Annotated in this window: 10 protein-coding genes; 5 read left to right on the top strand and 5 right to left on the bottom strand. The window is 68.0% G+C overall.

All coding sequences use genetic code 11. The features are described from left to right. Nucleotides 1-6: 6 nt before the first annotated feature. The 5 genes from PQI07_RS00680 to PQI07_RS00660 form a co-directional block, all read right to left on the bottom strand. Nucleotides 7-1,242, bottom strand: a complete 1,236-nt coding sequence (locus tag PQI07_RS00680) for a DUF3095 domain-containing protein (protein WP_446720933.1) — start codon at nt 1,240-1,242, stop codon at nt 7-9. A 357-nt stretch (nt 1,243-1,599) separates the two neighbouring features. Then, nucleotides 1,600-1,974 (bottom strand): hypothetical protein, encoded by a 375-nt coding sequence (locus tag PQI07_RS00675; RefSeq protein WP_274925824.1) that lies wholly within the window; start codon nt 1,972-1,974, stop codon nt 1,600-1,602. Nucleotides 1,975-2,074: 100 nt separating this feature from the next. Next, complete coding sequence (locus tag PQI07_RS00670; RefSeq protein WP_274925823.1) at nt 2,075-3,946, bottom strand: CHASE2 domain-containing protein; 1,872 nt, start codon at nt 3,944-3,946, stop codon at nt 2,075-2,077. Nucleotides 3,947-3,960: 14 nt separating this feature from the next. After that, a complete protein-coding gene (locus tag PQI07_RS00665; RefSeq protein ID WP_053608613.1) occupies nt 3,961-4,482 on the bottom strand; it encodes a FecR domain-containing protein in 522 nt (173 codons plus the stop codon). Between the two features lie 22 nt (nt 4,483-4,504). Further along, on the bottom strand, nt 4,505-5,185 hold the full coding sequence (locus tag PQI07_RS00660) for a Crp/Fnr family transcriptional regulator (RefSeq protein ID WP_274925822.1): 681 nt from the start codon (nt 5,183-5,185) through the stop codon (nt 4,505-4,507). Nucleotides 5,186-5,827: 642 nt separating this feature from the next. On the opposite strand from PQI07_RS00660, the gene PQI07_RS00655 reads away from it, so the two are divergent. From PQI07_RS00655 to PQI07_RS00635, 5 genes are all read left to right on the top strand, one after another. Beyond that, nucleotides 5,828-7,441 (top strand): GMC family oxidoreductase, encoded by a 1,614-nt coding sequence (locus PQI07_RS00655; protein WP_274927664.1) that lies wholly within the window; start codon nt 5,828-5,830, stop codon nt 7,439-7,441. A gap of 106 nt (nt 7,442-7,547) precedes the next feature. Continuing rightward, nucleotides 7,548-8,420, top strand: a complete 873-nt coding sequence (locus PQI07_RS00650; protein WP_274925821.1) for a methyltransferase domain-containing protein — start codon at nt 7,548-7,550, stop codon at nt 8,418-8,420. Between the two features lie 573 nt (nt 8,421-8,993). Next, on the top strand, nt 8,994-10,079 hold the full coding sequence (locus tag PQI07_RS00645; protein WP_274925820.1) for an efflux RND transporter periplasmic adaptor subunit: 1,086 nt from the start codon (nt 8,994-8,996) through the stop codon (nt 10,077-10,079). After that, on the top strand, nt 10,076-13,198 hold the full coding sequence (locus PQI07_RS00640) for an efflux RND transporter permease subunit (RefSeq protein WP_274925819.1): 3,123 nt from the start codon (nt 10,076-10,078) through the stop codon (nt 13,196-13,198). The genes PQI07_RS00645 and PQI07_RS00640 overlap by 4 nt, the downstream gene beginning before the upstream one ends. 250 nt (nt 13,199-13,448) lie before the next feature. After that, nucleotides 13,449-14,033, top strand: a complete 585-nt coding sequence (locus tag PQI07_RS00635) for a TetR/AcrR family transcriptional regulator (protein WP_274925818.1) — start codon at nt 13,449-13,451, stop codon at nt 14,031-14,033. Nucleotides 14,034-14,088 lie beyond the last annotated feature (55 nt).

Here is a 14,088-nt window from a genome sequence, read left to right as displayed (position 1 = left end):
GCTCCCTCACGGGCTGGTCGGCACCACGGCCCCGACGCTTGCCGCCCGAGCCTTCAGCCTTGCGGCGGCCGCGGCGTAGCCTCCGCCAGCGCCATCGATGAAGTGCATGTGCCCGCGGCCGGGCACCGGAGGGCTGATGCAGGTCAACTGCGCAGCCAATTGCCGTTCTAGCCCGAAATGGCAGATCCCCCGCGCCTCCGCACCGGCGAGCTGCGCCTCCAGCTGATCCGCGAAGGCCTCTGTGCAGTCCAGCGTCATCCGCAGCGCATCGTCGTATTTGCGGAAGTCCGTATTCCCGACGATCTCGTGCCGAAGCGCGGCCGGATCGAACCCTCCCACCCGCAAGCCGATGCGGTAGATCAGGTATTCGGGGATCGATCGTGCCACGAGGCGAAGCTTGCGCCAGAGGCGGCTCAGACGGGAGCCCGGCATGGCGCGCAGCTCAAGATCCAGGCCCGCCCACGGTCCGTGCATCTGCGGTCCCTCATCCTGCATCGGATGTGCGACCTCGGCACTGATCTCCACACTGTGCAGGATTTCTTGCACGAGTTGCCGGAAGGCCGGCGCGTCGCCGCTGTGCTGCGGCACGAGCATGAGCGAGAGCATCAACGCGTGGCGGGGACGGATTGCCTGCCAGCGGCAGGAGAGGCCGGTCAGGTCGGGCTGGCTACCGGGCTCAGCCGGTAGGACGGCATAGTCGCCGGCCTTCATGGCGGTCTCTGCCCAGGGCAGGCCGCCTCCGCTGAACATGGCATAGGACACGTGAGCACTGGGCGCGTAGCGCGCGACGCGCACGTTGAGCCCGCGATCGCGCACGGCGGAGACCGGTACCAGAGCGGTGCGCAACTCGAGCTGCAGCGCCTCGCGGACCCAGACGGCCGTTGCGGCCAGCGCTTCTCTGGCGGCGTCTACGTCTTCCGGGGCAATCGCGAAGCTTGCCCCGTCGCCGGCGAAGACGAACGGGAACGCGCGCCGGCCGAGGGCATTCGAAACGGCCGCAATGATGGCTGCGCCGGCCGCATTGACCGCCTTGTAGCGGCCGAGCCCGATCTGCTGCTGAGAGCCGACGACATCGGTCACACCCAGCCACCAGGTCGTGGGAAGCGGCCGATAGAGGCCTGGATCCATGAGGCTGGAGAAGGCGGTAAACCGGGGCAGGCTCGCGTAGAAATCAGGGGTCGTGCGGCCCATTGCGGGTTCGATTGGCTCCTCTGCACGTCCCGATGTCTTCGTCGCCGTCATCGCCCTGCTCCCCGGCACAGCCTCGGACGCGCGGCGCGCCCGGAACGCGGCACCGACATCTTCCTTGGTGGGACCACCATCACCACGGTCGCGTGCACGCCTTCAAGCGAACGCGCTACGGCGGCGACAAACTCACGACCGCTCCGCGCTGCCGCTCGGCTCATGTCTAATGCGGTTGCGGTTTGACTTTCGATATTCGAGCGGCGTCTTCGAGACGAATGGGTCCGGGGTGCCGGCTCCCATCCCGTCGTCACGGCAAGCTTTGGTGTGACGACGTCGGCCAACCGGCCGCCGCTGCGGGTGCAGCGGCGGCCGATCGCGCACCGGGGCCTCAATCAGCCGAAGACAAATGCTCCGTCAGCTGCAGACGCGCTCGTGTCCGAAGAACAAGGGGTTGTAGACGACGCGGCAATCCCTGAAATCCGAGCTCAGGAAGTAGCCACCCGTGGGATAATTCCAGTCGAACCCGCCGAAGTGCCGACGGTAGCCACGGTGGTGGAAGTATCGATGGTGGCCGAACCCGCCGTTTCCGAAGCGACCGTACCCGAATCCGCGATGGCCGAAGCCGCCGTGATGGCCGAAGCCGCCGTGACCGAAGCCGCCGTGACCGAAGCCGCCGTGACCGAAGCCGCCGTGACCGAACCCGCGGGCATCGGCGCTGGCGGCACCGCCGGCCAGTGTCGCGAGCGCGAGACCTGCGACCATCATCGTCTTCGTCGAAGTCGTCTTCATCGTGCTTCTCCCTGTTGGGGTGACAGCACTCTGCGCCCGACGATGGCCGGCCGCTGTGACCGCGGTCACAGAGGCCCGGAAACGCGGCGTGGCGCGGGATCTATGGCAGCCGCGCAGGTTCGCGCGTCAACCAAACCGCGATGGGTTGGGACCGTCCGCGGATGGAAGCCGTCCGCCGCTCGTCGAAGAGGCCGGCCGGCTCAACGATGCCGGCAGCCGTCAGGAGATCGGCGCTGACGGCGAGGCGGGCCTTGGCCTCCGACGCCACGGCCAGCAGGCGGCTCGCGACGTTGACGGTATCGCCCGTCGCCGTGACCTGCTGATTGGTGTCGCTGCCGAGGCGCGAGAGGATCGCCGGTCCGGAATGCGCGCCGATCCGCACGTCGAGCGCCCGTCCGGCGCCTGCCAGTTCGGGATCGCGCGCGATCCAGTCGCGGGTCCGGACGATGAGATCGCTGGCCGCCCGCACGGCGTTTTCCGCCTTCGCGGGATCGGGGTCCAGGGCGCCGAACACGACCATCGCGCCGTCGCCCATGAAGTTGACGACGAGGCCTTTGTGCGACGAGGCGGTCTCGTCCACGAGATCGTGGAACGTCTTGAGGAGGGCGCGGGTGCGGACCGGGCCCAGGCGCTCGCTCTGGCCGGTGAAGCCGGTCAGATCGATGAAGAGCACCGGGATCTCGCGCGTGAGGGGTGCAGCCAGATAGGTCGGGTCCCAGGAGAGCCGTTCCGCGAGCGCGGCGGGTTGAAGTCGGCGCAGGGCCTGCTCCGATCGCGCGAGCCTCAGGCCCTGGCGGCGATCCAGCGTCTGGCGGGCCACCGCGCACAGGAGCGTCGGCAGGCCAGCGGCTGCGAGCGGCAGGGCGGCGCTCATCCAGATGCCCTGGCTGAAGGCGACGGTGCCCAGAGCGAACCAGGCGGCCAGGAGGAGGAGTACGAGGATGGCTGCTGGGAGCGGTGGGGCCAGCGCGATGAGGAGCACGGCGGCGCCCGCGAGAATCACGGCCGCCACCCCGTCGAGCCGCCGAACGCGCGCATCGCGCACGAGTCCGTCGCCCGCGGTCAGATGGGCGATGCCGGTCGCCAGCAGTTCGACGCCGGGCATCACGGGATCGAACGCCGTCGCAAAGGTGTCGCTGCCCCCGAGTGCCGTCGCGCCGATCACCACGACACGGCCCGCCAGAGCGGCGACGGGTGCCGTTCCATCGAGAAGTGCGGCGGCGCTCAAGGTCTGGATCGTGCGCCGCGGCCCGTAGGGACGGAGCGGAAGATGATAGCCGAGGTCGAGCCGGATGACGGCAGGCCCGATCCGGACCTGTCCCTCGGTCAGGACCGGATCGCTCCGGGCCGCCAGGGCCGCTGTGCGCAGGACGAAATGGGCCGCAACGCCGTTGTCCGTCCTGGCAACGAGAGGAAGGTGCCGCGGAACGCCGGCGGCGTCCTCGGACAGGTTGACGAGTCCCGTCAGCGTGGCCGCGCCGATCACCGGGATCGGGCGATGCACGGCGGTGGCGACCGGGATGCCCCCTTCGTTCGTGGCCTCGTCGAAGACGGCTGCCGCCGCCAGGACGGCGGGCACCTTGCGGAGGGCGGCGGCGAGGGCATGATCCGCCTCGGGCTGGCGCCCGTCTTCGAGGAACAGGACATCGACGGCGAGCGCACGGGGGTGGGCCGCGGCGATCGTTTCGATCAGCCGCGCCATCGTCGTGCGCGAGATGGGAAAGCCTCCTTCCCGGCGGACGATTTCGTCGTCGATGGCGACGATCGCGACATCTTTGGGCGGCGTGCGTGGACCGGCCACGCGCATGCGCAGGTCCGTCGCCGCCGCCTCCAGGTAATCGAGGGGCGTTGCCCGTCCGGCGATGTGCAGGTGCGCGAGCCAACCGCTCCAACCCAGCGCGGCCACGAACATGAGGAGGGCGAAGCGTCGCTTCGTCCGCCCGGGGCGCGAGATCGACTCAAGCCGCGGCACCGGACCCGCGGCTCTCACCGCCCGAAGCGCTCGAGCAGGCTTCTGACGCGCTCCTGCGGCCACCGTCGCACGTCCAGGGGGGCCTGATCCTCACCGACATCGACGCCCTCACCCGGGCCGAGCGTGACGGACACGGCCGGGGTGTTCCGGCGCGCGACGGCGACGCGGCCGCGAGCCACGAAAACCGCCGTCTTGGCGGTGGTCACATCGACGGCGTAGATCGTGCCGCGCACGGAGGCAATCGCGTGGGGGGTGAGGATCTGGAAGCCGCCCCGGCGCGTCTTCGAGCGCGGCGGCAGGGTCACGAGTACGGCGCTGCCGCCGATCTCCGCTCCCTCGAGCTGCCCGTCGCCGTCCCGATCCACCGGCCGTAACTTGGCCGCTCGCTCGGCTTCGAGCGTGAGCCCGTCGGTGCATCGCAGGATCCGCAGAGGTGGGTCGAAGCGGGTCGTTTCCGTGCAGCGCGTCTGGGCATGGACGGTGACCGGGACGACGACGGCCGCGAATGCGGTCACGACGCGCGCGAGATTCCTCATGGGGTGGATCCCTTCTGCCGCCTCAGAGCCGTGAGGGCGCGCCGAGGGCCGCCAGACGCGGCGCGACCTTCACACGCACGCGTGAGCGCCCAAGATCGATGATGCCGGATCGACGCCAATCCTGAAGGACGCGATTGACGCTTTCCCGCGCCGCGCCAACGTAAGCGGCGAGTTCTTGCTGTGTCACCTGGATTTCTGCGCCGTAATCCTCGGACAGCATAACCAGACGCCGCGCCAGCCGGGCATCCAGGGGAAGGAGCGTAGCCTCCTCCATGCGCTCGCTCATCCAGCGCAACCGTCGGCACAGGAAGCCGATGATCCGCGCCGCCAGGGCCGCGTCGTGCGCCAGGAGTTCGAGGAAGTCCCGCCGGTCGATGACGAAGAGATCCGTCGTCTCGAGCGCGATGGCCTCTGCGGTGCGGGCATGGCCATCGAGCAGGGCGATCTCGCCGAAGACATCGCCGGGGCCGAGGAGGTTGAGCGTCACGGACCGGCCGTCCTCGGTGCCGGTGGCGATGCGGATCTGCCCGCGACGGATCGCGTAGAGGGCATCGCCTGGGTCCCCCTTCTGGAAGAGGATCTCGTGACGCGCAACGCTGCGCATCCGGCAAAGGCCGGCGATGGCTTGTAGAGCGTCTTGGCCCAGCTCGGCGAAGAACGCGTTGGCGGCCAAGAGCCCGACAAGCCTGTTCGGCGCGCTCACGACATCCTCTCTCGACTGTGCCGACCCAGGCTCGTGTGCGCTCCGCAAAGTTCTCCGCGGCGCAGCCTGGTGTCAGCATGATGCCGCACCGTGTCGCCTCTGACCGGCGGGCGGGTCCGTGACAAAACTCACAGCCCGGCTGGCCACGCCGTTCCACGAGGACCGGCTATCGGCCAGCGATCGCGTATGGCCGCCACCGCATCTCGGGGAGACGCGATCCGGGCTGCCCGCCGAACCTTCGGACGGCGCTGCTATGTCGGAGGTTCCCGCAGCCGGGATGCGGCTGTGACCGAAGGATCGGTTCGCCCCGAGGCTTTTCAGAAGGCCGGACCAAAACGCATCTCCGTCGGCAAGATCGACGACAATGGCGTGAGGGCGAACCGAGCCTATCACGCGAAGCGCGACATGCAGATCTGCGAAGATCTCTGTAACGCATTCGGGAGTCGAAGCGAACAGGCCCTCGTGAACTTCATCCCGCGCTTCCAGTGTGACGTCGATCACAGTCGCGGGGGTCGAAGGCATGGAACATCGACCCGAATTCCTGCGGCTCAGGATCATTTTCGCGGGACCCGCCGTGTTGGCGGGACAAAACGCTCCGTTCATCAGCAACGGCAGCGCAGCATTAGAAGGATGTTACATATCATGAGCCAGTCTCGTCGCGAGGACCGCGATTCATCCCGGCGCGCGCAGGAGAACCAGCAGCGCCTGGTCGCCGACCTGCGCTCGCAATACGATGTCATCATTTGCGGCGCCGGATCCTCGGGCTCGGTCGTGGCGCGGCGCCTCGCGGAAAATCCCGACCTGCGCGTGCTGCTGATCGAAGCCGGAGGCAGCGACGATGCCGAGACGGTGCTCGACCCTGCACAATGGCCGGCCAACTTGGGCAGCGAGCGGGATTGGGGATTTGAGGCGCAGCCGAACCCGCACCTGAACGGTCGTGCCCTGTCGATGTCGATGGGCAAAGGTCTCGGGGGCGGCTCCAGCATCAACGTGATGGTCTGGGCGCGCGGGCATCGCAGCGACTGGGATTACTTCGCTGCGGAGGCGGGCGATGCCGAGTGGAGTTACGACAACGTCCTCCAGATCTATCGTCGAATCGAGAACTGGCAGGGTTCACCGGATCCGCGGTATCGCGGCGAGTCCGGGCCGGTCTGGGTCCAGCCCGCCTCGGATCCCAGCCCCATCGCACACGCGATGCTCGATGCGGCCCGCGAGGTCGGCATCCCGACCTTCGCGCATCCGAATGGCCAGATGATGGAGGGGCCGGGCGGCGCCTCGATTTCGGACATGCTGGTTCGCGACGGCCGGCGCCAATCGCTTTACCGGGCCTATGTCCATCCTTGGCTCGACCGCCCCAACCTGACGGTCCTCACCGACACGACCGTGCGGCGCGTCCTGATCGAGCAGCGGCGCGCGGTCGGCGTCGAAGTGGTCCGCGCCGGGCAGGTCCTGGAGATCAGAGCCCGGGCCGAGGTGGTGCTGTCCCTGGGCGCCATCCAGACGCCCAAGGTTCTGATGCATTCCGGCATCGGGGACCATGCGGAGCTGACGCGCTTCGGCATCCCGGTGGTGCAGCACCTGCCGGGCGTCGGCCAGAACTTTCAGGACCATGTCTCGTTCGGATGCATCTGGGAGTATGCCGAACCCATCGCCCCCCGTAACAGCGGCAGCGAGGCGACCCTGTATTGGACGAGCCGCCCCGGGCTCGATGCGCCGGACGTGCTCTTCTGCCAGGTCGAATTTCCCGTGCCGAGCGATCGGACCGCGGCGCGCGGTGTGCCGGCGCAGGGCTGGACGATGTTCGCCGGTCTGGCGCGCCCGGCGAGCCGCGGCCGGCTTCGGCTGACGAGTGCCGATCCCGGAGTGCCGTTGGCGATCGAGGCCAACATGATGTCCGATCCCGCTGATCTGACGACGGCCGTCGCCTGCGTGGATCTGTGCCGCGCGCTGGGCAACGCCCAGGCGTTTCGTCCGCATGTCCGCGGAGAGGCCATGCCGGGCGACATCCGGGGAGACGCACTCGAAGACTTCATCCGTGATGCCGCCGTGACCTACTGGCACCAGAGCTGCACGGCCAAGATGGGCCGCGATGCCATGTCGGTGGTCGATGCATCGCTGAACGTCTACGGGATCGACGCTCTGCGCATCGCGGATGCTTCGATCATGCCGCGTGTGACGGCGGGAAACACGCAGGCCCCCTGCGCCATCATCGGCGAGCGGGCGGCACAGATGATCGCTCAGGCGCACGGCCTGTGATCACCCTGCGGGTCGCGGCCCGGCCGGGTTCTGCGGCTGACGGGTCCGGCTCTTCTGCTTCGGGCGCCATGCCGCGTCGTGGTGAACTTCATTCTGGCGGTCGCCGATGACTTTCCAAGACCTTCAACACACGCTGCGGCAGATGGGCGATGCGGCAAGAGGCCTTGCCGCGATCGGTGCAGCCCTACGCCTGCGGCAGGAGGCGCCGGATATTCATCCCGAGGTCGCGCGCCGGTTGCACGACGTGGTCGCCGCCGTGGTGCCGGGCGGCCTCGGTGACCTTGATCAGGCGCAGGTCTCCGCGTCCCTGGCCTCCGTCACGCACGCCCTGCAGGAGGCGCGGGATCTGTTGGAGTGTCCCGAGCGACCGCCCGTCTGGCAGGTCCGCGATCCTGCGATGTTGCAGGCTCAGGGCCAAGCCTCGCGGGTCGTCGTACGGCGCTTGGCGGCCCTGGCGGCCGACCGCCCGGCGCTCGCGGCCGCCCTTACCGGGCGCTTCCTGGATGTCGGCACGGGTGTGGGCGGCATTGCTCTCGAAGCCGCAGCGCAGTGGCCCTCGCTGCGTGTCGTGGGCCTGGACATCTGGGAGCCGGCCCTCGAACTGGCCCGTGCGAACGTGGCGGCAAGCCCATTCCGCAGCCGTATCGATCTCCGCCTGCAGGATGTGACCCAGTTCGATGATCCAGCCAGCTACGCGCTGACGTGGCTTCCGGCACCCTTCCTTTCCCAGGACGCGGCTCGGACAGCGCTCGACCGGCTAACGGTTGCCCTCCAGCCGAAGGGATACCTTGTTGTCGGTCTCTACGCTCCGCCTCCGGATCCGGTCGGCGCCGCGCTTGCAGCCCTGCGGCTGGCCCGAAGCGGCGGCCACCTATGGTCGTGTGCTGCGATGGAGGCTGAACTTCGCTCCCGTAAATTCACCGCCATCGAGACTTCTGCGGGACAGCCGGTCACGCTCATGATGGGACGACGCGCGTAGAACGCTTTCCGTCGAGGCGGTGGCCTGCCGCGACGGGGCGCATCAAGCCGGCCAGTACCGACCGGGTCCAAGGCAGCGCGATCAGGACCGACGATCGGGCGGCTCGAGAGCCGCTGCCGCGTCGCGCCTGCGAATGACTTTCGAAGCCGCGATCCAGTTGATGGGGCGCACCCCGAGGCCTCTGCCTGAACCGCTTCGAGTGTCCGCTCCGGTGCAGTTGGCCCCCCAGAGCGGACCGGCGGGTCTCGGCCAAATCCCGTCGTGGTGGCGGGCGCCCCTGAATGACTGGGTTGGGTGGTTTCCGGTCCTTCTGCTTTCCGGTGCTCAGTACAAAAAGCGGATGTCCGGGGCTCGGCAGTAGTTGGCCCGAAGTCGAACGACTGCTCGTTGCACGCAGCTGAAGAAAACGGACCGTCCGACAAAAGCGAGAGCCTCAAGCTGCCCTCGCGGGCATGGTGTTAAGATCATGCAGCAGGAGCCGCCACCACGAGACAAGCAGCCATTGACGCCGGACCAACGCCATAATAAATTATGACAATAATTTTTAGGACCGGTGACGCTGCTTGGGAGGCGATGATGGTCAGGTGGATGATCGGGATCGGCGGTCTGGCTCTGTCAGCCTGTTCGCCTGCCGAGACCGCCGTGGTGCCGGACCCGCCCCTGGTCCAGGTCATAGAAGCCGCGCCCGGGGCTGCTGCGGTCGCCCGCTTCACGGGTGTCGTCCGCGCCCGGACGGAGAGCAACCTCGGCTTCCGCGTCGGCGGCAAGATCTTCGAGCGCCTCGTCGATCCCGGCGACCACGTGGGCTTCGGCCAGCCCCTCATGCGCCTCGACCGGACCGACTTCACCCTGGCGCTCAACGCCGCTCGCGCGTCCGTCGAGGCGGCACGCGCCCAGATGATCAAGGCCAAGGCCGACGAGGAGCGCAGCCGCAAGCTCGTCGGCGACGGCTGGACCTCGAAGCAGACCTACGACCAGAATAAGGCGGCCGCCGATGCGGCCATCGCCCAGTTCGCCAACGCCGAGGCGCAGGCGAGCCAGATCGCCAACCAGGCCGGCTACTCCGAACTCCTGGCCGATGCCGACGGCGTCGTCATGGAGGTCCCGAGCGAGCCGGGCCAGGTCGTCGCAGCCGGGCAGACGGTGGTGAAGCTCGCCCGCGACGGCTCGCGGGAGGCGGAGGTGTTCCTGCCGGAAGGCAGTCGCCACCTCGCGTCGGGCACGGCGTCCGCGACGCTCTACTCCGAGGGTGAGAAGACCTATCCGGCCCGGCTCCGGGAGCTGTCGGCCACGGCAGACCCGGCGACGCGCACCTACCGCGCCCGCTATATCCTCTCGGGTGGCGGGGAGACGGCCCCGCTCGGCGCGACGGTCACGCTCAGGTTGAAGCCCGCCCAGCCGCAGGCGACCGCGTCTGTTTCCGTGCCGCTCGGGGCGCTGTTCGACCAAGGCGGCGGCCCGGCCGTCTGGAGCTACGACGCCGACACGCAGACCGTGAATGCGCAGCCCGTCGCCGTCGCGCGGATGTCCGAGGAGCGCGCTGAACTCGCCTCAGGCTTGAAGCCGGGCGACCGGATCGTCGCCCTGGGGGCGCACCTTCTCAAGGCCGGTCAGAAGGTCCGCGAAGCATCGGCGGGCACGACGGGGATCGCGCGATGAACGCCTCATCCTTCAATCTCTCGGCGCTGGCGGTCCGCGAACGCGCCGTCACGCTGTTCCTCCTGATCGCCCTCGTGGGGGCCGGCTTCTTCGCCTTCGAGAAGCTCGGGCGTGCCGAGGATCCGACCTTCGCGGTGAAGACGATGGTCGTCTCGGCCGCATGGCCCGGCGCGACCACCGACGAGATCCAGCGGCAGGTCGCCGACCCGCTGGAGAAGCGCCTCCAGGAACTCGTCTATTACGACCGGGTCGAGACGACCGTCCGCCCCGGCGTGATGCTGATGAAGGTGTTCTTCAAGGACAACATGCCGCCGGCCAAGCTGCCGTCGGAGTTCTACCAGACCCGGAAGAAGCTCTCCGACCAAGCCTCCAGCCTGCCCCGCGGCGTGCTCGGTCCCCTGTTCAATGACGAGTTCTCGGACGTCTACTTCTCTCTCTATGCGCTCCAGGCGCAGGGCCTGCCGCACCGGGCCTTGGTGCTGCGCGCAGAGGACCTGCGCCAGCGGCTGTTGCGCGTGCCCGGCGTCGAGAAGATCAACATCCTCGGCGAGCAGGCGCAGAAAATCTTCGTCGAGATCTCCTATCAGCGCCTTGCGACGCTCGGCATCACCGGCCAGCAGCTCATGGCGGCGCTCGCCAACCAGAACGACGTGACGCCGGCCGGCTTCGTCGAGGCCGACGGCCCGCGGGTGTACCTGCGCCTCGACGGCGCCATCGACGGCCTCGACGCGATCCGCAACCTGCCGGTGGCGGCGGGAGACCGCAGCCTCAAGCTCGGCGACATCGCCGAAGTGAAGCGCGGCTACGAGGACCCGAAGACCTTCGCGATCCGCAACGACGGCGAGCCGGCCCTGATCCTCGGCCTCGTGATGAAGCCGGGTTACAACGGTCTCAGCCTGGGCGAGGCGCTGAACGCCGAGGAAGTGGCGATCCATCACGAGACACCGACCGGGATCACGTTCAGCAAGATCACCGACCAGGCGAAGGTCATCGACGACGCCATCCACGAGTTCATGCTGAAGTTCTTCACCGCCCTCGGCGTGGTGATCTTCGTCAGCCTCGTCGCGCTGGGCTTCCGGGTCGGCATCGTCGTGGCATTGGCGGTTCCGTTGACCCTCTCGGCCGTTTTCGTGGTGATGATGGTCACCGGCCGCGACTTCGACCGCATCACGCTGGGCGCCCTGATCATCTCGCTCGGTCTCCTCGTCGATGACGCCATCATCGCCATCGAGATGATGGTGGTGCGTATGGAGGAGGGCTACGACCGCATCGAGGCGGCGACCTATGCGTGGAGCTCGACCGCCGCGCCGATGCTGACCGGCACCATCGTCACCATCGCGGGATTCCTGCCGGTCGGGTTCGCCGCCTCCACGGCGGGCGAGTACGCCGGAAACATCTTCTGGGTGGTGGCCTTCTCCCTGATCATCTCGTGGATCGTGGCGGTGACCTTCACGCCGTACCTCGGCGTCAAGCTCCTTCCGAACATCAAAAAGGTCGAGGGCGGCCACGCGGCGATCTACGCCACCAAGAACTACGAGCGCCTGCGCCGGGTCGTGCGTCTGTCCGTCGACCACAAGTGGATGGCGGCCGGCATCACGGTGGCGCTGTTCGCAGCGGCCGTCGTCGGCATGGGCAAGGTCGAGAAGCAGTTCTTCCCGAACTCGGAGCGACCCGAACTCATCGTCGAGGTGACCCTGCCCACCGGTTCTGCCTTCGCCACCACCGAGGCCAGCGTGAAGAAGATCGAGGCGGCCGTGCGTAAGTTGCCCGAGGCACGCGAGATCACGAGCTACATCGGCCAGGGCATGCCGCGCTTCGTGCTGTCCTTCGACCCGGAACTGCCCGATCCCGCCTTCGCGCAGATCGTGGTGCAGACCCCCGACGCCCACGCCCGCGACGCGCTCCGGATCAAGGTCCGCCAGCTCGTCGACGAAGGGCGCTTCCCCGAGGCGCGGGTGCGGGTGCTTCAGATCGTGTTCGGGCCGCCCGTGCGCTTCCCCGTCGCCTTCCGCGTCGTCGGACCCGACCTCGACGTCATCCGCGGCATCGCTGCCGAGGTGCGCGACGTCATGATGGCAAACCCCAACATGCGCCTCGTCCACCTCGACTGGAGCAACAAGACGCCGACCCTGCGCCTCGCCCTCGACCAAGAGCGCCTGCGCCTGATCGGCCTGACGCCGAAGGAGGCCGGGCAGCAGTTGCAGAGCTACCTCAACGGGACGCCGGCGACCCAGGTCCGCGAGAACCTGCGTTCCGTCGACGTCGTCCTCCGCAGCCCCGGCCCGGAGCGCCGCTCCCTGGGCGACATCGGCGACCTGACCCTGACCACCCATGACGGGCGCCAAATTCCTCTCTCGCAGGTCGCCCACCTTGAGAGCCGGAGTGAGGACGCGGTGCACAAGCGCTACAACCGGGAAACCTACATCCGGGTGCAGGGAGACGTGCTCGACGGCCTCCAGCCGCCGGACATCCACGCCCAGGTCTTTCCCCTGCTGGAGCCGATCAAGGCGAAGCTTCCGCCAGGCTACCGGATCGACACAGCTGGCTCGGTGGAGGAGAGCGCGAAGGCGATGACGGCCCTTGTCAAGGTGTTCCCGATCATGCTGATCGTGACGCTGACGGTCATCATGCTGCAGGTCCGCTCGTTCTCGACCATGTTCATGGTGTTCGCGACCGCGCCGTTGGGTCTCGTTGGCGCCGCGCCCACCCTGCTGGTCTTCCACCAGCCCTTCGGCTTCAATGCGATCCTGGGCCTGATCGCGCTGTCGGGCATCTTGATGCGCAACACCTTGATCTTGGTTGACGAGATCCATCATGATCAGGCGGCAGGCTTGAAGGATTACGACGCCATCGTCGAGTCGACGGTGCGCCGGGCCCGGCCGGTGATCCTGACGGCGGCCGCCGCGATGCTGGCCTTCATCCCGCTGACCCACTCTGTGTTCTGGGGGGCCCTGGCCTACGTGCTCATCGGCGGCGTCGGGGTCGGGACCCTGCTGACGCTGCTGTTCTTGCCCGCGCTTTACGCCCTCTGGTTCAGGGTCCGTCGGCCGTCGGAAACCGAGGCCGCCGGCCACCGCAGCGCGGTCGGGAACGTGGGCGGGATGCCGGCATCCAGATGAGGCCCTGGCTCCATCACGGAGCCGGCCGATAAGATCGCACGCGCTCCCAAGGTCGCGTGCGATGATCCGGCGGGCTCGCAACCGCCCCCCCGCGGGCCCGCCGGAACCTCTTGCAGATCGCATCGCCTTCGATGCGCACCACAGGTGTCTCGTCGAAGCGGCATCATGGTACGACGTGGTCCGCCTGCCACTTCATAAATTACGAAAAACATCTATATTGACGGATGGGGCGTAGCCGGAGGGTCAGCACATGCCGAGGGTTTCGCAGGAGCAGGCCAAGCTCAACCGCCAGCGTGTGGTCGAGGTGGCGGCGACCCTGTTCCGAGAGCGCGGCCTCCATGGGGTCGGCGTCGCCGACATCATGGGCGCTGCAGGTCTCACGCATGGTGGCTTCTACGGGCAGTTCGCGAACAAGGACGCTCTCGTCGCGGAAGCGTTCGACACCGCGCTCGTCAACAATCGACGGGGTTCCGCCGAGACCCTCGTAACCAAGTACCTGTCGCTCGCCCACGTCCGCGCTCCCGGTATCGGTTGCCCCATCGCCGCCCTCGCGAACGACGTCGCGCGGGAAGCCCCGGACAGTCCGATCAGGTCACGCTTCACGCACGGGGTTCGCGGATTGGCGGCTTTGGTCGCGGACGCCGTGTCGAAAAGGGCGAAGCGGAAGCAGGAGCGGGTTCTGTCCTCTCTCTCGACACTCGTCGGCGCAGTCGTCCTGGCCCGCGCGGTCGATGACGAAGATTTGGCCGAGCAGATCCTCGCGGCAGCACGTGCTTCGATCGGTGGCGGGACGCCCGAAGCTGAAAGCTTGGCGTATACTGCCACGGTTGGATAGCCGCGGCGGAGTGCGTTTCCGGCCCAATCCGGGGCATTTTCTTGTTGCCATTTTA

It is taken from the genome of Methylobacterium sp. 092160098-2, assembly GCF_028920805.1.
Lineage (GTDB): Bacteria > Pseudomonadota > Alphaproteobacteria > Rhizobiales > Beijerinckiaceae > Methylobacterium > Methylobacterium fujisawaense.
Note: the sequence above shows the minus strand (reverse complement) of the source record. Positions and strands in the feature narration are given on the sequence as shown.